The organism is Pseudodesulfovibrio sp. zrk46 (genome assembly GCF_012516435.1).
Taxonomy (GTDB): Bacteria; Desulfobacterota; Desulfovibrionia; order Desulfovibrionales; family Desulfovibrionaceae; genus Pseudodesulfovibrio.
This window is the reverse complement of record NZ_CP051216.1, coordinates 1,374,650-1,396,348: the sequence shown is the minus strand read 5'-3', so window position 1 is coordinate 1,396,348 and position 21,699 is coordinate 1,374,650. Positions and strand designations below refer to the sequence as shown.

19 protein-coding genes are annotated in these 21,699 nt (G+C 55.4%); 8 read left to right on the top strand and 11 right to left on the bottom strand.

The genetic code is table 11. The features are described from left to right. Positions 1 to 15 precede the first annotated feature (15 nt). The 8 genes from HFN16_RS06365 to HFN16_RS06330 form a co-directional block, all read right to left on the bottom strand. A complete protein-coding gene (locus HFN16_RS06365) occupies positions 16 to 1,248 on the bottom strand; it encodes a peptidoglycan DD-metalloendopeptidase family protein (protein ID WP_168889957.1) in 1,233 nt (410 codons plus the stop codon). A 406-nt stretch (positions 1,249 to 1,654) separates the two neighbouring features. Further along, positions 1,655 to 2,083 carry a response regulator gene (locus HFN16_RS06360; RefSeq protein ID WP_168889956.1) on the bottom strand — a complete coding sequence of 143 codons (429 nt, stop codon included), beginning with the start codon at positions 2,081 to 2,083 and terminating at the stop codon, positions 1,655 to 1,657. Between the two features lie 42 nt (positions 2,084 to 2,125). Further along, positions 2,126 to 2,752, bottom strand: coding sequence for a sensor histidine kinase (locus tag HFN16_RS06355; RefSeq protein ID WP_168889955.1), 627 nt, complete (start codon positions 2,750 to 2,752; stop codon positions 2,126 to 2,128). A gap of 10 nt (positions 2,753 to 2,762) precedes the next feature. After that, positions 2,763 to 3,119, bottom strand: a complete 357-nt coding sequence (locus HFN16_RS06350; RefSeq protein WP_168889954.1) for a response regulator — start codon at positions 3,117 to 3,119, stop codon at positions 2,763 to 2,765. Next, complete coding sequence (locus HFN16_RS06345; RefSeq protein WP_168889953.1) at positions 3,100 to 4,851, bottom strand: PAS domain-containing sensor histidine kinase; 1,752 nt, start codon at positions 4,849 to 4,851, stop codon at positions 3,100 to 3,102. Before HFN16_RS06345 ends, HFN16_RS06350 begins: the two co-directional genes overlap by 20 nt. Before the next feature lie 25 nt (positions 4,852 to 4,876). Then, positions 4,877 to 6,094 (bottom strand): response regulator, encoded by a 1,218-nt coding sequence (locus HFN16_RS06340; protein WP_168889952.1) that lies wholly within the window; start codon positions 6,092 to 6,094, stop codon positions 4,877 to 4,879. 18 nt (positions 6,095 to 6,112) lie between these two features. Continuing rightward, positions 6,113 to 8,239 (bottom strand): SulP family inorganic anion transporter, encoded by a 2,127-nt coding sequence (locus HFN16_RS06335; RefSeq protein WP_168889951.1) that lies wholly within the window; start codon positions 8,237 to 8,239, stop codon positions 6,113 to 6,115. A gap of 12 nt (positions 8,240 to 8,251) precedes the next feature. Then, on the bottom strand, positions 8,252 to 8,836 hold the full coding sequence (locus HFN16_RS06330; protein WP_168889950.1) for a TetR/AcrR family transcriptional regulator: 585 nt from the start codon (positions 8,834 to 8,836) through the stop codon (positions 8,252 to 8,254). A 338-nt stretch (positions 8,837 to 9,174) separates the two neighbouring features. Between HFN16_RS06330 and HFN16_RS06325 the strand changes: the two genes are divergently transcribed. The 3 genes from HFN16_RS06325 (at position 9,175) to HFN16_RS06315 (ending at position 13,306) form a co-directional block, all read left to right on the top strand. Then, positions 9,175 to 10,542, top strand: coding sequence for a diguanylate cyclase (locus HFN16_RS06325; protein ID WP_168889949.1), 1,368 nt, complete (start codon positions 9,175 to 9,177; stop codon positions 10,540 to 10,542). Positions 10,543 to 10,923: 381 nt separating this feature from the next. Next, on the top strand, positions 10,924 to 12,078 hold the full coding sequence (locus tag HFN16_RS06320; protein WP_168889948.1) for an HD domain-containing phosphohydrolase: 1,155 nt from the start codon (positions 10,924 to 10,926) through the stop codon (positions 12,076 to 12,078). Then, positions 12,071 to 13,306, top strand: a complete 1,236-nt coding sequence (locus HFN16_RS06315; RefSeq protein WP_168889947.1) for an HD domain-containing phosphohydrolase — start codon at positions 12,071 to 12,073, stop codon at positions 13,304 to 13,306. The genes HFN16_RS06320 and HFN16_RS06315 overlap by 8 nt, the downstream gene beginning before the upstream one ends. A gap of 53 nt (positions 13,307 to 13,359) precedes the next feature. Here the strand turns inward: HFN16_RS06315 and HFN16_RS06310 are convergent, their stop codons facing one another. Continuing rightward, positions 13,360 to 14,565: a hypothetical protein gene (locus HFN16_RS06310; protein WP_210772239.1), complete on the bottom strand. Its 1,206-nt coding sequence runs from the start codon at positions 14,563 to 14,565 to the stop codon at positions 13,360 to 13,362. Between the two features lie 278 nt (positions 14,566 to 14,843). Between HFN16_RS06310 and HFN16_RS06305 the strand changes: the two genes are divergently transcribed. Both HFN16_RS06305 and HFN16_RS06300 read left to right on the top strand, forming a co-directional pair. Further along, on the top strand, positions 14,844 to 15,680 hold the full coding sequence (locus HFN16_RS06305) for a nitroreductase family protein (protein WP_168889946.1): 837 nt from the start codon (positions 14,844 to 14,846) through the stop codon (positions 15,678 to 15,680). A gap of 217 nt (positions 15,681 to 15,897) precedes the next feature. Continuing rightward, positions 15,898 to 17,931, top strand: coding sequence for a methyl-accepting chemotaxis protein (locus HFN16_RS06300; protein ID WP_247648458.1), 2,034 nt, complete (start codon positions 15,898 to 15,900; stop codon positions 17,929 to 17,931). A gap of 371 nt (positions 17,932 to 18,302) precedes the next feature. On the opposite strand, the gene HFN16_RS06295 is transcribed toward HFN16_RS06300, so the two are convergent. Then, positions 18,303 to 18,845, bottom strand: coding sequence for a nitroreductase family protein (locus HFN16_RS06295; RefSeq protein WP_168889945.1), 543 nt, complete (start codon positions 18,843 to 18,845; stop codon positions 18,303 to 18,305). A 168-nt stretch (positions 18,846 to 19,013) separates the two neighbouring features. On the opposite strand from HFN16_RS06295, the gene HFN16_RS06290 reads away from it, so the two are divergent. From HFN16_RS06290 to HFN16_RS06280, 3 genes are all read left to right on the top strand, one after another. After that, positions 19,014 to 19,349: a helix-turn-helix domain-containing protein gene (locus tag HFN16_RS06290; protein ID WP_168889944.1), complete on the top strand. Its 336-nt coding sequence runs from the start codon at positions 19,014 to 19,016 to the stop codon at positions 19,347 to 19,349. 122 nt (positions 19,350 to 19,471) lie between these two features. Further along, positions 19,472 to 19,882: a ferredoxin-thioredoxin reductase catalytic domain-containing protein gene (locus HFN16_RS06285; RefSeq protein WP_168889943.1), complete on the top strand. Its 411-nt coding sequence runs from the start codon at positions 19,472 to 19,474 to the stop codon at positions 19,880 to 19,882. Between the two features lie 77 nt (positions 19,883 to 19,959). Beyond that, on the top strand, positions 19,960 to 20,778 hold the full coding sequence (locus HFN16_RS06280; RefSeq protein WP_247648457.1) for a mechanosensitive ion channel family protein: 819 nt from the start codon (positions 19,960 to 19,962) through the stop codon (positions 20,776 to 20,778). 74 nt (positions 20,779 to 20,852) lie between these two features. On the opposite strand, the gene HFN16_RS06275 is transcribed toward HFN16_RS06280, so the two are convergent. Beyond that, on the bottom strand, positions 20,853 to 21,617 hold the full coding sequence (locus HFN16_RS06275; protein ID WP_168889942.1) for a transporter substrate-binding domain-containing protein: 765 nt from the start codon (positions 21,615 to 21,617) through the stop codon (positions 20,853 to 20,855). Between the last annotated feature and the right edge of the window lie 82 nt (positions 21,618 to 21,699).

Below are 21,699 nucleotides of genomic sequence, written 5' to 3'. Positions count from 1 at the left end.
CCCTTTTCAGGCTGATTATGACAATTGAGCGTGCAGCAAGTCTGGCGGTCCCACGATGGGCCCCTGAAACTCCTTGATCCGCTCCTTGAATCGGCGCAGATCTTCACCCTGAAGGACCCGTGCCGGAGGCAGCTTCAACGTGCTGGGGTTGATCTGCCTGCCGTTGCGAAGAACCTCGTAATGGAGATGCGGTCCCGTGGACACACCCGATGTTCCCACATAGCCGATAATGTCACCCTGCTGCACCTTAACGCCAGGACGCATGCCCTTGGCAATGCGGCTCATGTGGGCATAGGCGGTCTGAAAACCGTTGCCATGGCGCAGCTTGACGTATCGACCAAAGGAGCCCCTCCAGGCGGCCCACTCCACAATGCCGTCTCCGGCAGCCAGAATGGGTGTCCCGTAGCGGGCGGAAAAATCCACGCCGCGATGCATGCGGGTATATCCCAACACCGGGTGCTTCCGCTTGCCGAACAGGGAGGAAAGGACGCCGTCGCTCAAGGGAGTCTTGAGCAGTTGGGTATCCAGCGACTGCCCGTCCTCGTCAAAGAAGCCGGAGAAGCCGTCCATGGTCGTATAGCGATAGTAGCCGATGGACTCGCCCATGTGGGTCAGAGAAGCATACAGGAGCCTGCCGGGATGAATGGTTCCCAGCGGTCGGCAATCGTTCTCCTCATAGACCACGCTAAAGGTGTCACCCTTGCGGATGGAACGCTGAAAATCCACCCGGGCGCTGAGCATATTATAGAATTCGGTGAAGATCTTGCGGGAAACGCCCTGCTGACGGGCGGAAAGATAGAACGAGGAGTCGATAGAGGCCGAGACACTCTTCAAATAGGTATCGTGTTTGATGGGACGCAGGCTGCCGGTGAAGGCGCAGTGTCCATCGTGTCGTATTTCCACCAGCGTCATCTCATCCGTTACCAGTCGAAAACGCTTCACACAGCGCTGTTTGCCCTTTTCCTCAGGGGTGAGAAGAATCTCCATGCGGTCGCCCGGGCGCAGGCGGCGCAGATCCTTATATTCGGAAACCGCTTTGCTCAAGGCAAATCGTTCCTGTGCGGAGACGCCCCGCTCTGCCAGCACATCGGCCAGCGTGTCTCCGGCCGCGAGGGTCACGATTTCACCAAGCACTTCCGGTTCCGGATCAGGCTCGACAATTGCTACCTCTGACTCAGACGAGGCCGCAGCATCGCCTTGGGTAGCGTTGTCTTCCGAAGAGAGCGAAGAGGAGCTTTTCTGGGACACGGCACTGCTATTGCAACCTGCCCAAACGGGCAGACACAGCATGAGGGCCAAGAGGAGGGGGTGTTTGAAAATATGCATGAATATTAGGGGTCGATCTGGGTAGTCGATGGCGGTGATACAAAAGGAATGAGATTATGGCAAGTATGTGACAGCAGCGTTCTACAACCACAACCACACCGGAGCAAACTACTGTAATTACACATATAAATCAGATATAATTGTGCAATCCCTAGGGAAGTGCAACATTCGCCACAGCAAAAATTTCATGCCCGGCCTACTCGTATTCAGTGCCTGAACCCACACGAAAAAAGGGCCCCGGATCAACCGGAGCCCTTCCCTCGCGCATGGCCGGAAGGGAGGAGTGGCCATGCGTGCAACTTCTTGGGAGTATCGAGGATAGAGTGGCTTACCACCCCTTGCTGCTGAGAATGGAACGGACCTTCTTTTCGGTCTTCTGCTCAACGAGAACCATCTTTTTGGCCTGTGCCTTCTTGATCTTCTCGGTGAGGGTGTCGATGTTGGCGGGTTTTTCCATGAAGTCCATGGCGCCGAGCTTCATGGCCTCGATGCCAGCCTCCAGGGTGGCCTGACCGGTGAGCAGGATAACCTGCATGTCCGGGCGGGACTTACGGATGATCTTGAGCATTTCAATGCCGTTCATGTCAGGCATCTGCAGGTCGAGCACGATGGCGTCGTAGTCGGATTCGTCGATGGCACTCACGGCGCGGTCGGCGGTTTCAGCGGTATTGACGTTCATACCACGCAGACGCATGCGTTCAGACAGGGATTCCAGGAATTCGGTTTCGTCGTCGATGAGCAATACTTTTTCTGCCATTGGGATTTCTCCTTAAAATAATAAAGCTTGGTATGTTTTATCTTAGGCGGCTCGATTGAACCCCAGCTCAAGGGTGCCGTCTTGTGTATTGGGAACAACCGTCACGCCCATGCTGGCGGCAAGCGCATCAATGGCGGCGTCGGCGGTTAGTTCTATGCCCTGCCCCGGTACAGACAGGACGATTGCATCTTCAGTCACGGAATAGACCAGTGTTGCCTGCGGGCTCATCTTGTCCAGAGCCTGGGCAGTGGCGGTGTGCAACAGCTGGATCAGGGCGAAGGGGCTCACCACCACTCTGGTGGGAACGCACTCGCCAATGGAGAGGTGCATCTGGCGCATGTCAGCCATGCGGGTGCACAGGGCCACGGCCAGCTCCACCATCTGAGGCAATTCCACCTCAAGGTCGGCTTCATCCGTGGAATGGGCCAGGCGGTTCATGTTCTTCACGATGGTATCGCCACGCTGCACCTGCCCCTGAATGGAGGAGGCCACGCGTTTGAGACGTTCGGGGTCAAGCTCCATGCCTCGCTCAGCCATCAGAGTCAAGTCCCCCAACAGACCGGCGGCTTCGTTGATGACCGCGAACACGTTCTTGATCTCGTGAGAGACCGAAGCGCTTACCTTGCCGAAAAAACGCAGGCTTTCGTGATTGTCCATGGTGCTGTCCATGATCGTCTCCTTATCCTTTACAACCGCATTCCTGAATTTGGGCCATGAGATCTTCAAGACTCACGGGCTTGATCAGGTAGCTGGCTGCTTCTTTGCAACCCGCCTTGAAATCCGCTTCCGACCCATGGCCGGAGAGGAAAATGAATTTCATGTCCGGACACTTCTCGGAAATAAGCCGTCTGAGCTCCAGTCCGCTGAGCTTGGGCATTTTCATGTCCAGCACGGCCACGTCGTAGACACAGCCCTGAGCCATTTGCAGGGCCTTGACCCCACTGTCGGTCCAGTCCACATCCAGCCCTCTCAGGGAGAGGCGTTCTGCCATGGCGGAGACCAGCTCCACCTCGTCGTCAACCAGCAGGATTTTCATGGTTGTCAGCCTTCTTTGTGATGTTCAGGGGCATGACGATGGTGAACGTCGTACCCACACCGATTTCGCTTTCCACGGCCATGGTGCCACCCAGCTCCTGGACGAGCCCGTAGGTGATTGACAATCCGAGACCGGTTCCGCCCTTTTTCTTCTTGGTGGAAAAGAAGGGGTCGAAGATACGCTTGATATCTGCCTCGGGGATGCCGCAGCCGTCGTCTCCCACCGCAAACATGAGCTTGCCTCCCGCGCTTTCGCGGGCAGAGATGGAGAGATGGCCGCCGTCGCTCATGGCCTGGAACGCATTGTTGACCAGGTTGAGGAAAATTTGTTGGAGCTTGCCACGATCCGAAGTGAACTGGGGCAGGCTGTCCGGAATGTCCATTTGAATGGAGATGGAACGGTACTCCGCCTCCTTCTGCAGGAAGCCCACCACCTCGGTAGCCAGATCCTGGAAGCGAATATCATCCACTTCCACTTCGATATGACGGGCGAAGCTGAGCAGGCGCTTGGTGATCTTGCCGCAGCGGGTCACGGAGTTGATGATAGAGTCGATGTTGCTCATCAGACGATCATCAGCGGCGTATTCCTGCTTGAACATGAAGAGGTCTTTCACCAGCCCGGCCTTCTCGTTGATGATGGCCAGCGGGTTGTTGATCTCGTGGGCCACACCGGCAGCCAAGCGGCCGATGGAAGCCATTCTGTTGGTATGCTCGATCTGGTGCAGGGTCCGGGCGCGGGTCTGGTCCGCCTCGTAAATCTTGTTCACCATGTAGGTGGCCACCAGCACGATGACCAGCAGGATGATGAAGATAGAGGTGCAGAGAATCCAGAGTAGTTCCATGCGGATGGTCTGGAGCGGCAGCATCAGCTCCTTGGTTTCCTTGGCCACCAGCACGATAAAGGGCGTATCCAGCACATAGGCATACCCCACAGTGTAGTTGGTGCCATCCTTGCCGCTAATCTGCTGCACATTTGTCTTCTCGCTGAAGCCCGGGATAACGATGTCCACCTTGGTCAGCATCTCGCCATGCTTCTTGGAAGGCGTCTGGATGATGCCTTCGCGGTTGACGATGAAGGCGTCCCCGCTCCCTGCCAGATCAAGGGAGGTCAGGATGGTGGTGAACTGTTCCGTATCCAGCGTGGCGCGTAAAATATAGGCGGCTCCGGTCTTGGCGTCCTTGACTCGACGGGCCAGCACCAAGTGCGGTTCGTCACGGAAGCCGAGGAAAACGTCGCTGATATAGGAGCCCTTGCTCATGGCGATCTCGAACCCATCCTGCCCGGAGTAATCACGTCCCAACAGGTCATAGGGCCCGAGGTAGGCGATCTGACGCCCTGCCTCATTGATGATGCCGATGTCTACGAAGCCACCGAAGCTGGACTTGAGGGACTCCAGCACTTTGGCCAGATTGTCACAGTCACGAAGGCTTGCGATACCCTGATGCTCTGCCAGGAACTGCAACGCCTTGGACCGCTCCTCAAGGAAGGAGGCCACGGTGCGACGGGTGTTGGAGGTGGTACGAGCCGTCAGGAGCAGGTTCTCGGATTCAAGGGAATGCCGAGTGACGTTATAATCGATGAAAGCCATGACCAGCAGCGGGACCAGCGCCACCACGGCGAGAACGCCAATGGCGAAACGCCAGATGCGGCGGTAGTTGAACAGCCTCTTGGCCGGTCCCACCCCGGAATCCGTGTCCCAGAACTGCGGCTTGAACTTTCTGATTATCGACATAACGTCACCCGGTCTTTATTACTCGTTATTTGCCTGCGCGGATCTTCTCGTTAGCGGCCTTGAGGGTCTCGCTGAGCACGTCGATGTCCACCGGCTTGTGCAGGTAGGCGAACGCGCCGAGTTCCATGCAGATCTCGCGGTCCTTTTCAGAGCCGTGACCGGTCAGGATGACCACCTCTACATTGGGGTGTTCGGCCTTGACGCGGCGCAGCACCTCGATGCCGTCGATACCGGGCATCTTGAGGTCGAGCACCATGACTTCGGGCTCGTCTTCGCTGACCAGATCAAGAGCGGCCTCACCATCGTACACGACTGCGGAACCCATGTCGCGCATCATCAGACGCTCGGACAGGGTCTGGGCGAATTCGCGCTCGTCGTCAACCAGCAGGACCTTGGAAGGCAGATCAAAGTCGGCCTTGCGGTAGATGTCGGTCTGGTGAAAGCCCTTGCCGACGCCGGCTTCAACGGACTTGACGCCGTCCACGGCAGAAACGATCTCGGACAGCTCGCGCTCGAGACGTTCCAGCATGAGCACATGCTTGTTGATGGTCAGGGTAACCTTTCCATCGGCTGCGGCAACGCTCACGTTGTGGCCTTCACCAGCCAGCACGGTGCCGACCTTGGCGGCCAGCATGAAGTCGGCAACCTTGGCCTTGGAGGCGTCGGTCACTTCCACGGCCGGGTTGGACAGCTGCTCGATGATGAGGTCGGCGGCCTTGTCCACACCAGTGGAAGCCACAGGCACGATCAGGTCATAGAGTTCTTTGGCCCACGGGTCGGTGACATCCTTGAGGGCCTTGACCCAGGCTGCGCGGTCTTCGTCATCCTTGTGGATGAGCTTGAGGGCGTGTTTCTCGGCAAAGCCTTCAGCGCGCTCGGCCACGGCAAGGCGTTCCTTCATCTCGGAGATGAGGCAGACCTTGAGGATGTGGTCGATATTGGCTGCGGGCAGCTGGGAAGCATAGCCGGAGAAAAGGATCTTGTCCTCTTCCATGAGCTTCTTGGCCATGGCAAGACGCAGCCATGCGATGGCGCGCTCTTTTTCATGGCTGAATGCGTTGAACACGGAGGCCTTTGCCTGGAAAGCGCGGGCGATCTTGGCTTCGTTCATACCGGACAGGACTGCTGCGTCGGCCACGATCTCCTGATCGGTGACAAGGCGGTAGCCTGCGGAGTCGAGTACGCGTTTGACGACGACACCAGCTTCGGAGAACAGGCCATTGAATACGGTAATTACAGACATGATAAACTCCCTTTCTCTCTAGGAGAGGTGACAGACCGTGGTAAGCGGGCAGTTTTCTTCCGTACCGTCCTTGTGCGCGCTCTCGTGAGTGGCACAGATGGCGGTCTCCATAGTCGGGTATACATGATCCTTGCCGATCTTCTCCAGCAGGTGGGTGCGCTCGAGGACAGCCATGACCGCCTCGTTCACGCCGCACAGGGAGATATCCAGACCGCGGGAGCGAACCTTGTCCACGATGAGGGACAGGGCTTCCTCGCCGGATGCATCCATATCGTTGATGCCGTTGGCCACGATGATGATGTGCTTGAGCTTGTCGTTGCCCATCATGCGATCGGTGATCTGATCTTCCAGGAAGCTGGCATTGGCGAAGAAGAGCGGACCGTCGAAACGGACAACAGAGATGTGCTGGCACTCTTTCAGGCCGAATGCGGTGGCGTCACACAGGGACTCGTCATCCTTGCGGGAGAGGTTGGCGACGCGGGGACGCATGGACTTGTACAGGAAGACAACCAGCGACAGAGCCACACCGACCATGATGCCCTTATCCAGATGCGGGGCGAATGCCAGCGTGCACAGGAAGGAAAGGATGGAGATGGCGCCGTCATACCACTGGGCTTTCCATGCGTGGATGAAACCGGAAGCGTTGATCAGGCCGATGACTGCCATCATGATGACGGCGGCCAGCACTGCCTGAGGCAGATGGTACAGGAGCGGAGTGAAGAAGAGAAGCACGATGACGACCATCAGCGAGGTGAACACGCTGGACATGCCGGTCAGTGCGCCAGCCTGCAGGTTGACCGCCGAACGGGAGAAGGAACCGGATGCCGGGTAGGACTTGCCGCATGCGCCGAGCATGTTGGCGAGACCCTGACCGATGAGTTCCTGGTTGGGGTCGAGGCGCTGACCGGTCTTGGCGGCCATTGCCTTGGCGATGGAGATGGCCTCCATGAAGCCGAGCAGGGAGATGATGGCTGCGAACGGGAGCAGGTGCAGCATGACCTTGAGGTCCAGAGTCGGTGCGGAGATTGCCGGGATGCCGGAAGGCACGGTGCCGACAACGGCGCCGCCGCCCATCATCTTGATGTTTTCAGTATTGATTTTGGTGTTGCCCACCTTCATGCGCCAGGTACGGCCGTCAGCTTCCATACCGGAAGGCACAGCGCCCTGTACGTAGAAAGCCATGTTGCCATTGGCTTCTTCCACACCATCAAAGAGGGTGTTGCGAAGCACGTCGCGGATTTCATGCTGCTCGTTCTTGAGACGGGCGATCTGGATGTTGACCACGTTGAGGTCGTGCTCCATGTCGAGGATGCCGACCTTGTCGCCTGCGGTCTTGTATTCATCCATCTTGCCGTTCAGGCCGGTGCGTTTGTTGGCCAGAGCCTCGATACCGGCGACGGTGGCGTTGAACTTGGAAACGGATTCACGAACCTCAGGCACCTGAATGGCGTCCAGGCCAGCCTTGGTGTCATGGTTGAAGCCCAGTCCCCAGGACAGTGCGGTGGTCACGACAACCGCCACGAGTACATTGGGGATTTTGGGATTGATCCGTTTGAGAACAATCATGATGGCAAAGGCCAGCACACCCATACCCAGTGTCGGTAGATGCGTATAGTGGAACGCGGACTCCACGACACGTATGATGGTTTCATAGTGATGCTCTGCCTTGTCCACGTAGACGCCGAACATCTTGGACAGCTGGGACGAGGCGATGATGATGGCGGCTGCGTTGGTGAAGCCGTTGACCACCGGGTGGGACAGGAAGTTCACCACGAGGCCGAGCTTGAGCACGCCGAGCAGGAACTGGAACAGACCCACCATCAGGGCGAGCAGGATGGCGTAGCCGATGTAGCCTTCGCTGCCTGCCGTCGCCAGGGGTTCCAGAGAAGCAGCGGTCATCAGGGAGACCACGGCCACCGGACCGGTAGCGAGCTGGCGGCTGGAGCCGAACAGCGCGGCCACCAGCGGGGGCAGGAAGGAGGCGTACAGGCCGTAGTAAGCAGGCATGCCTGCCAGCTGGGCGTACGCCATGGATTGCGGGATCAGCACCAGGGCCACGGTGAGCCCCGATATGGCATCCGCTCTAAGGGCCGTCATGTTGTAGCCCTTGAACCAGTCAATGAAGGGGAAAATTTTCGTCAGCACAACTCCTAACCTCTAATTAGCCTGCAACATTCGGCGGCACGTATTCATCAATTCATTGAACAAAGCGCCAGCGTCATACAGATTGTAGTTTTTGAAACGAATCAGACCATCGACCATTGTAAACAGAATGAGCGCGGTCTTGCGTGGATGGAGTTCCTTGGTAATCGATCCGTCTTCCTGCCCTGCAGCAATTGCCTCCTCGAAAATGTCGACCAGACAGTTGTAAATCGCCTCCAGGTTCTCCCTGAACTCCGGATTCGACTCCGAAAACTTGTAGAGAAAGTGCCTGTGCAGCAGCAGAAATTTGTCTTCCATCAAACCGGCCAGGTAGAGATGGAAGGATACCACCTCCTCCACCATTTCCATGCCCGACTTGAAGGGACGGTTCTCAAAGAACTGTTCAAACTGCTCCACGATCTCCTCCCTGGTCTTTTCCAGTATTGCGAGGAGCAGTCCTTCCTTGTTTTTGAAGTGATAAAAAATGGTACCTTCTGCCGCGCCAGTCAGGCGAGACAGCTCCTGTCCCGATGTGTCCACAAACCCTTTGTTGGCGAACAGCACCGTGGCAACTTTGAGTATGGCGTCCTTTTTTTTCATCGCTTCAATCCATCCTTTGCAAAAACCGAGTGGTCACTCAGTTATTTTGTTAGTAGTCGCTAATTCGTTATAATGTCAAAAAAATCACCGAAACTGAGTGTACACTCAGTTTTGGTTGTAATCAACCTTGAATCATTGGTAAAAACAGATCTGCCTATAGCGTCGGATTCACAAAAATATAATTTTTCTTTGCTGAAAAATCATCGAGCATCGTTTTTAATGCATCTGAAACAGACACTGTCACAACCAATTATCAACGGTTTGTTTTCTCGTTTAATAGCAGGTATGAATACACGCTAAACCATGGCTTCGGAGCCTCTCACAATCATACTTATATAATGAAACACCCCACCACGACCCCAAAACTCTTTTCGCTCAAGTCCGTCGCCTTCTTTATGGCGTGGCTGATGGCGTTCACGGCCCTGGGTATCATGTGGGGTATATACTTCCACTTCAAAGCCATGGACCAACGGGCCGGGGAAGAAATGGCCCGACGGGTCTCCGTGGCCCTGAAGGTGGAACTCCAGCGGCAGGAAGACATCATTGAAGAATACGCCTATTGGGACACCGCCCACGAAAAGACCATCGCCACGTACGATGAATTATGGGTGGAAGAGAATATGGGCCAGTATCTGCTGAACAGGTATGAGTACGGCTTCACCATGGTAATCCGCCCGGACAGAACGCCCGTGTTTATGGCAAAACCGGCTGGGGGAACCGTTGTCTTCAAATACCTTTTGGAACACGGTCTCGAAACCATGCTGCTGAAAAGCCGCGCCATGGCGACCGACGTCCCTGTTGTCAGCGGCTACATCCAGTTGCTGGACGGCATCTACCGCGTTTCGACATGCCCGTTCGTGGACGAGATTACCAATCGCCCCCGCAAAGACTACGCCTATGTCGTCTTCGGCTACAAGATGGACCCGAATCACGTGGAGGCCCTTGCCCAGACATATGAACTGCCCGGGGTGCACCTGCTATCCAAACCGGACGACGACAAACCGTTGCACCCGCTCATTAATGCCAAGGGAGAGGCTATTGCCTACCTCACATGGGATACGCCTCATTCGCTGCAAGGGATGCTGCCCAAACTCTTCCTCACGGTGGTCGGGTTCTTCCTGTTCATGGGGAGCATCGCCCTATTCATCCTCAAGCGGGACCACGCCAACCGGGATCAATACGAAGAACAGCTCTATCTGCAGGCGACCAAAGACGGCCTGACCGGGGCCAACAACCGCCGTCACTTCATGGAGCTGGCCCGTCAGGAGTTCGCCATCCACAAGCGCAACGAGCGCCTCCTCTCTGTCATGATGATGGACCTCGACCATTTCAAGGCTATCAACGACACCCACGGGCACGCCATGGGCGACAAGGCGCTGGTCCACTTCTCCTCCCTGTGCCGGGGCAGCCTTCGCGAGGCAGACATCTTCGGCCGCATCGGCGGCGAGGAGTTCGCCATCATCCTGCCGGACACAGGCCTGCCCGGAGCAGAACTGGTGGCCATACGAATGCGCCGCCTGCTGGAAGAGACCTCCCGCAATCCGGAACTCGGCCTGCCGCCCATGACCGTCAGTATTGGCATCGCACCTATGGATGAAAATGAACTCTTTTCCACCATGCTCGCCCATGCAGACACCGCCCTCTACAAGGCCAAGAACACCGGAAGGAACAAGGTTGTAACGCACAACAAAGAAGACGAGTCGTAATACGAATCGTCTTCACTGCGCTCTACTGCGCAATACGCTATTCCCATTACACACGAAAAATCAGTCAGTTAGGCTCATCTCACAGGAGGAGAGCCGATATGCGTATCAGCTTGCTCGGCAGCACTGTCACCAACGTGCTTAAATAAAAATTATATTCAAAATAACGTCATAATAATAGCCCCGAAGGTCAATTCCTTCGGGGCTATTTTTTTACTTGGTCGGTGACGTTATAATTATATTCCAACCTTTATCCAAACAGCAAAAATGTAGTATACGATATTATGAACAGGTAAAACATTTGTTTTATCTATAGACACCATCCATAAAGTGTATGGCGAGATGATCGCAAACGGATTTAACATCACCATTTTGGGGGGATAGATGTTAACGATGGTTATTGTGGACGAAAGCCGTAAGGCTTTCAAAACACTGGAGACGCTCTTCCACGACGAATTCCTTGTCTCCTCCATCACGCCAGATGAATTTCCGGTAAAGGTCGAGGGACGAACATGCGGACCGCATCTGGTCCTGTTCGTGAGCAAGGATGGAGGCCAGGCCACGGCCAGCAAGGTGGAGGAAATCCGCTCGAAGTGGCCCAAATCTGCAGTCCTTCTTCTGTTGCCAACGTTGCACAGCGAGGAACAATTGGGTTGCTCTACCATTCGTGCACACAAGATTCTTTTCAATCCGTGCACCAAGAAGCGGGTCATCGACGCCGTAGACAATTACCTCACCCTGTTGAACGACGATGTCGGCCCCACAGAAGACAATGTCCTGCTCTCCACGCTGGTCGAATTTGCAGGAGAAAACCAGCCGGAGCTCTATATCGCCTACAATAGAATCATGCCCATGATCACCACCATGTGCGGCAAGATTTCCTGCGACTGGCGGCATATACAGAAGATCTTCACCATCTACGTCCTGCTCCTTTCCAATATCGACCAGAAGCTGGTGGAAGCGATCATGCACGGAGAAGGTAGAAACGCCAAGAACATCAACGCCATGTATGTTCATATCCAAAAGATGGTGGACCTCCTGCAACTGAATCCGGTCACTCAACCCCTGGCTCCCGACCTCATGTACGTGCTCAAGCGCTATGACGGGGACGGCGTTCCCAAGGACGACGTCAAGGAACAGGAGATCCCTGTTGCGTCCAGAATTATCCGCATCCTGCTGGATTATCATTACCTCCTTCAGGCAGGAAAGAGCACTGGACAAGCCCTCTTCATCCTGAACCAGCGCAAGGGGTGGTATGACTACACCCTGCTGCAGGCGTTCATCGACACCCTCGGCGATGCCGGGAAGCAGTGTGTCAGAGAGGTCTACCCGCTGGGCCTGATTCCGGGCATGGAAGTGGCCGAAGACGTGTACGGATTCATTGACGGTAAGCGACACAAGATACTCGCCCGCAATGAAATCCTGACAGACAATGCCGTGGACTATATCCAACGGCACGCCGAGGACATTCTGGACATCACGGAACCCGTCAAGATCATCGAAGAGCTCTTCTGCCGCGAAGGAGGTGCCCATGTATAAGCCCATCTCCGTTAAACGGCTGACCGTTGGCATGTATGTCAGCCTCAAGGAAATCCCATGGTATAAACACCCCTTCCTCGTCTCCAGCTTCGAAATCACCAAGCCCTCAGAGATCAAGGACATCCTCGCTCTTGGCCGGGAAACGGTCCTGTACTCACCCCAAAAGAGCAAATCTGACCCGCTGGAAAAGGACCTGGATATCAAGATCACCAAGTCCCAAAAGGACTTCACCCAAAAGACATCCCTGAAAACCGAAAAAGCCTCGGAACTGCGCAAAAGACGAAAGAAATTTCAGGCCATGGAACAGGAATTCTCCAAGGCACTGGAATACTCTAAATCCATAGTGGAAGGCATCAAGACCGGCCAGATCGCGTTCTACGAAGAAGCCAAAACCATGGCGACCTCCATCGCTGAGACCTTCCTTGAGGAGGTCGAGCTTTCAGTCAATCACATCAACGTGACGGCTTCTGACGAGGGGCAGCATTTTCACAGCCTCAACGTCATGGTCCTCGCGCTGATGCTGGGCAAGGAGCTCAACCTGAACCGTGACAAGATGGAAAAGCTCAGCTTCGGCGCTTTGATGCACGATGTGGGCATGCTCAATCTTCCCAAAAAACTGGCTCTGACGCCCAAATTGTCCAAAGCGGAGATGGAAGAACTACGAAAGCACCCCAAACTGGGTGTCTCCATCCTCTCCCAGCTTCCGGACATTGACCGGGAGGTCATGAAGATCGTTTACCAGCACCATGAGGAGTGTAACGGCAAGGGATACCCACGCGGCCTGAAATGCGACGACATCAGCAAATTGAGTAGAATTGTCGCCTTAGCCAACTTATACGACCGCATGATCAACACGCGAGACCCGTCGCTGGCTCTGTCACCCCACAAGGCACTGGCCGTTTTATTCGGCAAGTATGAAAGAAGTGTCGACCCGGACTATCTCGCCACCTTCATCAAACTACTCGGCGTCTATCCGCCCGGCACAGTCTGCCGGTTTTCCTCCGGCGACGTCGGCATTGTCATGAGTGTGGACCCGAAGATGCCGCTCAACCCCGAGGTGATCATCTACGATCCAGCCATCCCGAAGCACGACGCCATCATCTACAAGCTCGGCGTAGATCTGGATATGGAAATAGAGACCACTCTCAATTACCGCGATGTCGACGCAGCCGCACTCAACTATCTGGATTCACGTGCAAACATCATGTACTTTCCCAAGCCCAAATGAGAAAAGGGTCAGGAATTCCTACGGCCCTTTTCATTTGACCCCTGTCGTTACAATCACCCATTAGTCAAACAGGAAAACTTCTCGATCCACCCCGCCAGCAACTCGGCCTGTTCGCGGTGATGCGCACTGTATTCGTTGTGCCCGATATGCCCTTCCAGCGACGGATATCCGCCAGGAATCGGCGTAGTCCCTTCCAGACCATAACAACTGTCGTGAATCATACAGGACTGGCGCACGTAAGCCCAGACCCGATCCCGCAGAAACCACTGGTCCACATTGGGCGTCTCCACACTCTCGGGCATGTAGTCGCGCAATAAGCCGGACATGGACGGCAGCACTCCGGCCACGCCGCCCCACATCCCGGCCAACATCAGATCGGTATGTGTCCACCAGTCGCGGATGACGTGGAACCATTTGCCCGACTCCATCCACTGGCCCACGAGCTCGGCTTCGCGGCGGGAGAAGACGGAGTCGGCATCCCTGACGAGGAAATAGCCAACGGACGGATCATCAGCCACCATGAACCGACGACACAGCTTGTGGCGCAACGGCTGGCTCGCAGAGCTACGCTCCAGCACAGCGCCCTGCTCCTCCAATAATGAAAGGAACTCGGCAGACACGGACTCGTCCACATGAAAACGGACCTCCCACCCCGGATAGAACTCCGGCGCAAGGAGGACGTTCTGCAAGGCACCGCGCAGATAACGCGGATTCGCTCCCCAGAGGGAAAAGGCGATGACCTTCTTCTTGTCAGCCGCATATTCCGACGGCGCAATATCGGGCAATGACCATCCCTTCCTGACCGGCCCGGCGTTGGCGTCCTTGAGGGTCAACGAAGCAGTTCCGGCCTCGGCAGCCTCCTCCAGCCGCCCCAGACCATGCAGCGCAGTGGCCAGCACATCATTGGCGAGCACGTTGGCGGGGTCGAGCGCCAGCGTACGGCGCGCCATATCCACGGCCTGCTCCAGCTGTTCGTTTCTGGCGTACATGACGGCCAGATTCTGTCCTACCATGACCGAAAGCGGCGTCTGGCTGATGTGATTCTCCAACACCTGAATACCGGAAACAAAATCGCCCAGCAGAAACAGATAATAGGCGAACTGAAGCACAAGCTGCTCCGGCTTCCTGGCGCCATACTTGTTGATGCTGCCGAGCAGAGCCTGAATGGCCTCCTGCGGCTTTGCTTCCAGCCAGAGCTGATGGGCGTTGGCGTCCCACTCCTTGGGCATATTGAAACGGATGGTGTTGTCTTGTTTCATGTGAAACGTAATGAATTAAAACGGTTAATCTTGCAAGGTCATGACACTCAAGCGGCGCTGGGCAGCCATTTCCCGGGGGCAGTATCCTTTTCCATACTAAGTGATTTTTTTGTGCGTTCTTGCATGATGGGGATGTTCAGGTAGTATACGCCGAAAGTAACAACAAGCGTACTTGGTGTGCAAGGCATCACCTTGAAGTCTGCCCCAAAGATTGCGGCATAGAAATATCCCAAAAAACATCCAATCAAAAACATAAACCAGGCAAAGAGGATCCTAACATGATCAATTTCAAAGTAAATGAAGAGCGCTGCATCCAGTGCGGCAAGTGTGTGGGCGACTGTTTTCCCAGGATTATTGCCATGGAACAGGGTGAATACCCCGCAATTCTCGAAGAAGAAAAATGTATACGCTGCCAGCACTGTCTGGCGATATGCCCCACCGCAGCCATCTCCATTCTGGGGATTGATCCCGACGCCAGTATGCCCATAGCCCATGAGCTGCCGACCTCCCACTCCATGGAGACCCTCATCAAGGCCCGCCGCTCAGTACGCAAATACAAGAAGCAGGGACTGGAGGCGGACGTCATCAAGCGACTGCTGGAGACCGCCTGGCACGCGCCCACAGGCGTCAACACTCAAGGCGTACTCTTCACCGCCACCATGAACGCCGACGTCACCGAGGCCCTGCGTCAGGAGATCTACACCAAGCTAGGTGAAATGCTGCCCGGCCTTGACCCCGAAGAAGACGATATGGGGATCAAATACATGCGCATGTCTCATGGCGCGTACACCAAGTATGGCGTGGATGTGATCCTGCGCGACGCACCCCACATCCTCATCGCCAGCACGCCCAAGTCTGTCCCCACCCCCAAGGAAGATGCCCTCATCGCCCTCACCTCCTTTGAAATCATGGCACAGACCATGGGAGTCGGCACCCTGTGGAACGGCATGCTCAAGTGGTGCTTCAGCGACTACTTCCCGGAACTGGCAACCCGCCTGGGCGTCCCCGAAGACCACGCCATCGGCTACTCCATGGTGTTTGGCCGTCCGGCGGTCCAGTATGCCCGCACCGTACAGCGCACAGCACCTCCAATGAACCTGATTGAAAAATTCTAGAAAAACTCTAGCAAATTAACAAAATGCCCTGCTGCCAATGGCTGCGGGGCTTTTTTTGTTCCTAATATCTTCACATTTTTCTCGACAAATCTGGATTAACCCAGAATCGTTTTTCATGAAGAAGTGCTCATTTAATCATTGACTAGCTACACGCATTATTTCAAACAACCGTTCGACCGCGGTTCACCTAACTTCTTACTCTCATGAAGGAATGCTCATGCTACGCTTCAAAGACTGGAGTCTACGACTCAAAATACTCATTCCCACCTTCACCATCATGTCACTTGTGCTGCTGGCAAGCACCATTGTCACCACCTTGCAGGCACAGGACCTCGCAGTCACCCAAGCTAAGGAAGTCGCAGCCCAGCAAGCGCGAGCCTATGCCAGCGAACTCGGTGAAGACATGGACCTCGCCATGACCATCACCCGTGAACTGGCCAATGTTTATACCAAGAGCGCTGCCCTTGAAACACCGCCTACACGCGAATACCTCGACTCCATCCTCATCGGTGTGCTGGAGACCAACGCCAAGATCGCAGGCAGTTGGTGTGCCTTCCTTCCCGGTCAGTTCGACGACAAGGAAGAAGAGTACATGGACGTGTACAAAGGCGCCTACCGCAACTGGTACTATCGTGATGGCAGCACGGTCGCATCCCAGTTCATCGGCACCGAGGGCATGGTGGGCGCAGCGTGGTTCGACGTACCCTTTGCCGGCAGCGTCGAAACCATTACCGAACCCTACTCCTGGGAAGCCAACGGCAAAACCATGTGGCTCAGCTCCACCGGTATCCCCATCAAGAAGAACGGCAGAAACATCGGCGTTCTCGGCGTGGATTTCTATCTGAACGACCTTCAGGACACTGTCCTCAAGATCAAACCCTTTGAAACCGGTCGTGCCGGACTCATTTCCAACGAAGGCTCCATGGTGGCCCACCCCAACCCGGACCTCATGGGCAAAAAGATCGGTACCATCGTCCCCCGCGAGCACACCAGCCAGGTCGAAAATGCGATCAAGCGCGGCCAACACTACGAATACATTACCGTCTCCGAAGCGACTGGCGAAGAAGAATATTTCGTCTACGTCCCGGTCACCATCGGCCGCACCACCACCCCGTGGAGCCTCGCCGTGGTCATTCCCATGGACAAAGTCCGTGAGCAGGCCCATTCCATGGCCATCATGAGCACTGCCATCGGCCTCGGTTCCGTCATCGTGTTGCTCATCGTGCTCGTGGTCGTTGCCAACATCATCACCAAGCCCATCCGGCAGGGTATCGAATTTGCCGAGACCATGGCCAACGGCGACCTGACCGCCACCATCGATGTGGACCAGAAGGACGAAGTCGGCATGCTCGCCAACGCCCTACGCAACATGGCCGGGCGGCTGCGCGCAGTCATCGGCGACGTCCGCACTGCCACCGACAACGTGGCCACCGGCAGCGGCGAGCTCTCCGCATCCTCGCAGGTGCTCTCACAGGGCGCCACTGAGCAGGCCGCCAATGTGGAAGAGGTCTCCTCCTCCATGGAAGAGATGGCCGCCAACATCCAGAGCAACGCCGAAAGCGCCTCCAAGACCGAACAGATCGCCACCAAGGCAGCAGCCGATGCCGAGGAAAGCGGCAAGGCCGTCAGTCAGGCCATGAACGCCATGACCGACATTGCCGAGCGCATCTCCGTCATCGAGGACATCGCCCGCCAGACCAACCTCCTCGCGCTCAATGCCGCCATTGAAGCGGCCCGCGCAGGCGAGCACGGCAAGGGTTTTGCCGTCGTTGCCGCTGAAGTACGCAAGCTGGCCGAGCGATCCGGCACCGCAGCCGCCGAGATCAGCGAGCTCTCCACCTCCACCGTCAAGGTGGCGCAGGAGGCTGGCGAAAAGCTCGACACCCTCGTACCGGACATTCAGCAGACCGCGCAGCTCATTCAGGAGATCGCCTCTGCCAGCCAGGAGCAGAACGCCGGTGTCAGCCAGATCAACGGCGCCATCCAGCAGTTGGATCACGTCATTCAGCAGAACGCCTCCGCATCCGAAGAGATGGCCTCCACCTCTGACAGTCTGGCCGGTGAAGCCGCCCAGCTCCAGAACTCGGTGAGCTTCTTCAACACCGGCGCACATCACGCTGCCTATCAGCAGCCCACCCGCACCGTACAGACGCGCCCCACCCCGGCTCGTCCGCTGCCCACAGCAACGCCCAGAGCCAGCGGCGTGTCCCTGACCATGGACGACGATGACGGCGGTTTCGAACGCTTCTAAGTCGCTATTCAAATGCCACAAGTAACGGGAGTCCTTCAGGGCTCCCGTTTTTTGTGGGGAAGAAAAATCAGGGTGGAACCGCCTTCGGCGGGATGAAAAATTGACTAGCAGGGTTTTCAACCCTGCACCCGACCAAAGGCCGAGGGCCTTTGGAATCCCATGTGCGGCTGTCGCCGCAAGGATATATAATATTGTAATCTTTCGAGCTCGTAGGCCTCGAGCGAAGCGAGCGATAAAAAGTTTTGGAGATTCTTAAGAACCTTTTACAAAAGGTTCTTAAGCCGTCGGAGACGCCCCGCTGGCGAAGCGGCCCGCCCGGCGAGGGCCCACCGGAGGCATCACAAAAGAAAGTCCGGAGGGCCACCAACCACTTAGACGAAACGCATGATCTCATCTGCTGCCATACGCTTGGTTGCCGGGGGTTCTTCGTCCGGGTGCCCATAGACGATGAGCGCAGCCACGGTTTCCTCTTCGGGCAGGCCCACGATCTGGGAAATGGAGTCGTCATCAATAACACCCATGACGCAGGTGCCGATGCCCTTGGCGTGTGCAGCGAGGCAAAAGGTCTGACAGGCGATGCCCGCGTCGAACACTTCCCATACATTCCCCTTGGAGGTGGCGTAATCGTCACCTTCCAGCTTGCCGCTCTTGCCTTTGACGAAGCTGAGGACTGCTACACCCTTGGCATTCTTCAGGGTATTGATGTTGTAAACAAAGCCCTTCACGCCGTCGGTGCCGAGCTTGGCGATGACCGCTTCGTCGTCCACGAGGGTGTAACGGGCGATCTGAAAGTTGGCCCAGGAAGGCGCCCAGCGAGCGATATCAATGATCTCCTTCATGGTTTCACGGTCGACCTTTTCATTCTTGAACTTGCGGACGCTACGGCGATCCTTGATCATATCGATTGCATTCATGATGTTTTCTCCTGTTCGTCTTTGATGTGCGGCTTTGCCGCTATAGTTTGATTCTTATGACTGGTTGACGTCAGCGCTGTAGTGTGAATATTAGCCTGTACATGATTTTTGACAAGTAGGCAGAAATTTGTGCCCTAGTATGAAAAAGTAGACTATTAAGGAATTTCAATGCGTCACGATACATATGATTGCAATAAAGGGTGCCCTGTAGAGGCCACTTTGGAGGTCATGGGCGGCAAATGGAAGGGAGCGATTCTCTATCATCTGCTGGACAAGCCCCACCGTTTTGGCGAGCTCAAGCGCATCATGCAGAACATCACCCAGCACATGCTGACCAAGCAGCTCCGCGAACTGGAAGCAAGCGGTCTCGTTCACCGTGAAGTCTTCCCCGAGGTTCCACCGCGCGTGGAATACTCGGTGACGGAAGAAGGCGAGAGCCTGCGCGACATCGTCATGCAGATGCGCGAATGGGGCTTGAAGCATTTGCAGAAGAACAAGGACTAACCATCACGCTCGCAGCAAAGCATCCGTGAGCACTTCGGGAGCGGCGGCCAGCATATTGTTTGTTGTATATTACGCGCAGAGTGCTATGCTGAGATTAGCACATTCAAACGGAGAAATTTCTTTTGACTGAACCAACAGAAAAGAGCCTGAAGTTGATCCACAACTTCGTGGACAAATTCTGCAAGCGAACCGGACTGCAACTGCACTCCGACCCGGACGTCTCCGAGTCCGTGATCATGGGCCTTGCCAGCCATCTTGAGGAACTGAAGCGCCCCCTCTGCCCCTGCCGATTCTATCCCGACAAACAGCAGGCTGTTGAAGAACGGACCTGGCTCTGTCCCTGCGACCCCATGAAGAACTGCAAGTACTGTCACTGCATGCTCTTCGTGACTGCCGAAGACACTCCCGTGACCGAATATCTGTGTCAGAATCACGAAGGCCGGATCGCATACGGGTGGGTCGAAGATCCTGCTCCCACAGTCGGACGCAAGGGGCAGCACATCCCTCCAGGGGTCTCAGGTAAGTGTTGTTAACCCCGGGGCTTTCTGTTTAACTCCGCCGCATGCAAAGCCATTCTGAATCATTACCCTGAAAGGGGCTGGAGACAGTCGTGAACGAAATATTGAGCAACCCCTATGCAATCAAGGGGTTATATTCCCTTGGCCTGACCCTGATGGTCTACATTCTGGTCAAACTCGCCATCCGAGTAGCGACAAAGAGTGGAAAGCAGGCCACCGAGACCCATTTCGCCATCAAGTATACGGCGCTGTGCTTCTTCGGCGTCGGCCTCGTCCTCATCTGGCTGGACAGCATCGGCCCCATCCTGACGGCCCTGACCATTGTCGCGGCCGCCCTGACCATTGTTTCCAAGGAGCTTCTCCTCAACTTTATTGGCTCATTCGTCATCTTCTGGCGCGAACTGTTCGCCATCGGCGACCGGATTCAGGTGGGCGAATCCTCCGGTGATGTCATCGACAAGGGCCTCCTCTATTTCACCATACTCGAAGTGGGCATCAACGATTCCACCGGCCACAGCACGGGCCGTCTCGTCAAAGTACCCAACTCGCATGCCCTGACCATTCCCGTCATCAACGCCACCCGCGGCGCAGGCTATGTCTGGCACGAGTTCAAGATCAGCCTGACCAAGGACAGCGACTGGGAGCAGGCAAAGTCCATTCTCCTGACCGCAGTTGAAACGTACTATGAGCAGGAAAAGATCGATCTGCAGCGCGTCAAGAAGGTGTTCGAAAAGAAGCGCGTCTTCTTCAACAAGCTCACCCCCAGAGCGTATCTGGACGTAGCCAAGGGCGGCATCCAGATCACCATGCGCTACCTCTGCAAATCCCGCATGACCCGGGAAAGTCAGGACCATATCCTCACGGCGTTCCTCAGACAGATAAAGGCTGCCGGAATAGAACTGGCGGACTAAGCGCCAGACTCAACGCTGAAAATTGAAAAGGCCCGCTCAAGGCGGGCCTTTCTATTTGAAATAGGTCTTACGCGTCAGTAGGACTCGAAATCCGGATACTGGTGTCCCCACTTTTGGTATATGGGGGCCAGCTTGCCAGCCTTGTGCAGCTCCATAATGCCACGATCATACAGGACTTTTATCGCCATTCCCTTGTCCGTCGAATTGAACAGCGGATAGTATGATCGCCTGCCAACTTTCTGGATATCATATTCACTCACGGAATAAGGCAGAGCGTAATTCTTGAGAGATTGATTGATCAGAATCATGTCATCCACATAAAAATCCGACCGCCCTTCCACTATCATGGCTACGGCCTGCTCCCCAGTCTGCACATCTTTGATGGTAACCGGCACCTCAAAATTCGTTTCAGAATAGTAGGTTGGCTGGCTGAGTATTTCCTTGTCCCGCAAGCTGTCGTTTCCTGACCACTGGCCGATGCGTTCCTTCTTGAAAAACACGAAATAGTCGTTTTCATACATCGGATAACGCCCAAGAACGAGCGGAGGCTGGGCAGAATCATCACAGGTCATCATGTCCGCCTCATTCTCCAAAAGGAGTTCTTCGGACCGACCTGATTTGGCATAAACGTGCCTCACGGGGATGCCATATAACCCGAACACTTCCCGAAGCACTTCATGATACAGCCCCGAGCCGTCTCTGTTGGTAAAGGTTTGCCATGCTGGACTTGTGGACACTACTTCTTTGATATCAACAGCATAACCTTCCATGGGAATAGACAAGGCTGCCACCAGAAGAGCGATCACAATGAATCCATATGTTCCAAACCATTTTTTCATGACCGAGCGATACCACGGGTGCTCTTATTTCGCAAAGAGAAGCTATATAGACGGCATCAATTTTTTCATAACAATAACAGTG

Coding starts and splice junctions, on each gene's coding strand:
- HFN16_RS06360 (WP_168889956.1), bottom strand. CDS start 2,083: ATGGCAGAAAAAGTATTGCTCATCGACGACGAAACCGAATTCCTGGAA.
- HFN16_RS06355 (WP_168889955.1), bottom strand. CDS start 2,752: ATGGACAGCACCATGGACAATCACGAAAGCCTGCGTTTTTTCGGCAAG.
- HFN16_RS06350 (WP_168889954.1), bottom strand. CDS start 3,119: ATGAAAATCCTGCTGGTTGACGACGAGGTGGAGCTGGTCTCCGCCATG.
- HFN16_RS06345 (WP_168889953.1), bottom strand. CDS start 4,851: ATGTCGATAATCAGAAAGTTCAAGCCGCAGTTCTGGGACACGGATTCC.
- HFN16_RS06340 (WP_168889952.1), bottom strand. CDS start 6,094: ATGTCTGTAATTACCGTATTCAATGGCCTGTTCTCCGAAGCTGGTGTC.
- HFN16_RS06330 (WP_168889950.1), bottom strand. CDS start 8,836: ATGAAAAAAAAGGACGCCATACTCAAAGTTGCCACGGTGCTGTTCGCC.
- HFN16_RS06325 (WP_168889949.1), top strand. CDS start 9,175: ATGAAACACCCCACCACGACCCCAAAACTCTTTTCGCTCAAGTCCGTC.
- HFN16_RS06320 (WP_168889948.1), top strand. CDS start 10,924: ATGTTAACGATGGTTATTGTGGACGAAAGCCGTAAGGCTTTCAAAACA.
- HFN16_RS06315 (WP_168889947.1), top strand. CDS start 12,071: ATGTATAAGCCCATCTCCGTTAAACGGCTGACCGTTGGCATGTATGTC.
- HFN16_RS06310 (WP_210772239.1), bottom strand. CDS start 14,565: ATGAAACAAGACAACACCATCCGTTTCAATATGCCCAAGGAGTGGGAC.
- HFN16_RS06305 (WP_168889946.1), top strand. CDS start 14,844: ATGATCAATTTCAAAGTAAATGAAGAGCGCTGCATCCAGTGCGGCAAG.
- HFN16_RS06300 (WP_247648458.1), top strand. CDS start 15,898: ATGCTACGCTTCAAAGACTGGAGTCTACGACTCAAAATACTCATTCCC.
- HFN16_RS06295 (WP_168889945.1), bottom strand. CDS start 18,845: ATGAATGCAATCGATATGATCAAGGATCGCCGTAGCGTCCGCAAGTTC.
- HFN16_RS06290 (WP_168889944.1), top strand. CDS start 19,014: ATGCGTCACGATACATATGATTGCAATAAAGGGTGCCCTGTAGAGGCC.
- HFN16_RS06275 (WP_168889942.1), bottom strand. CDS start 21,617: ATGAAAAAATGGTTTGGAACATATGGATTCATTGTGATCGCTCTTCTG.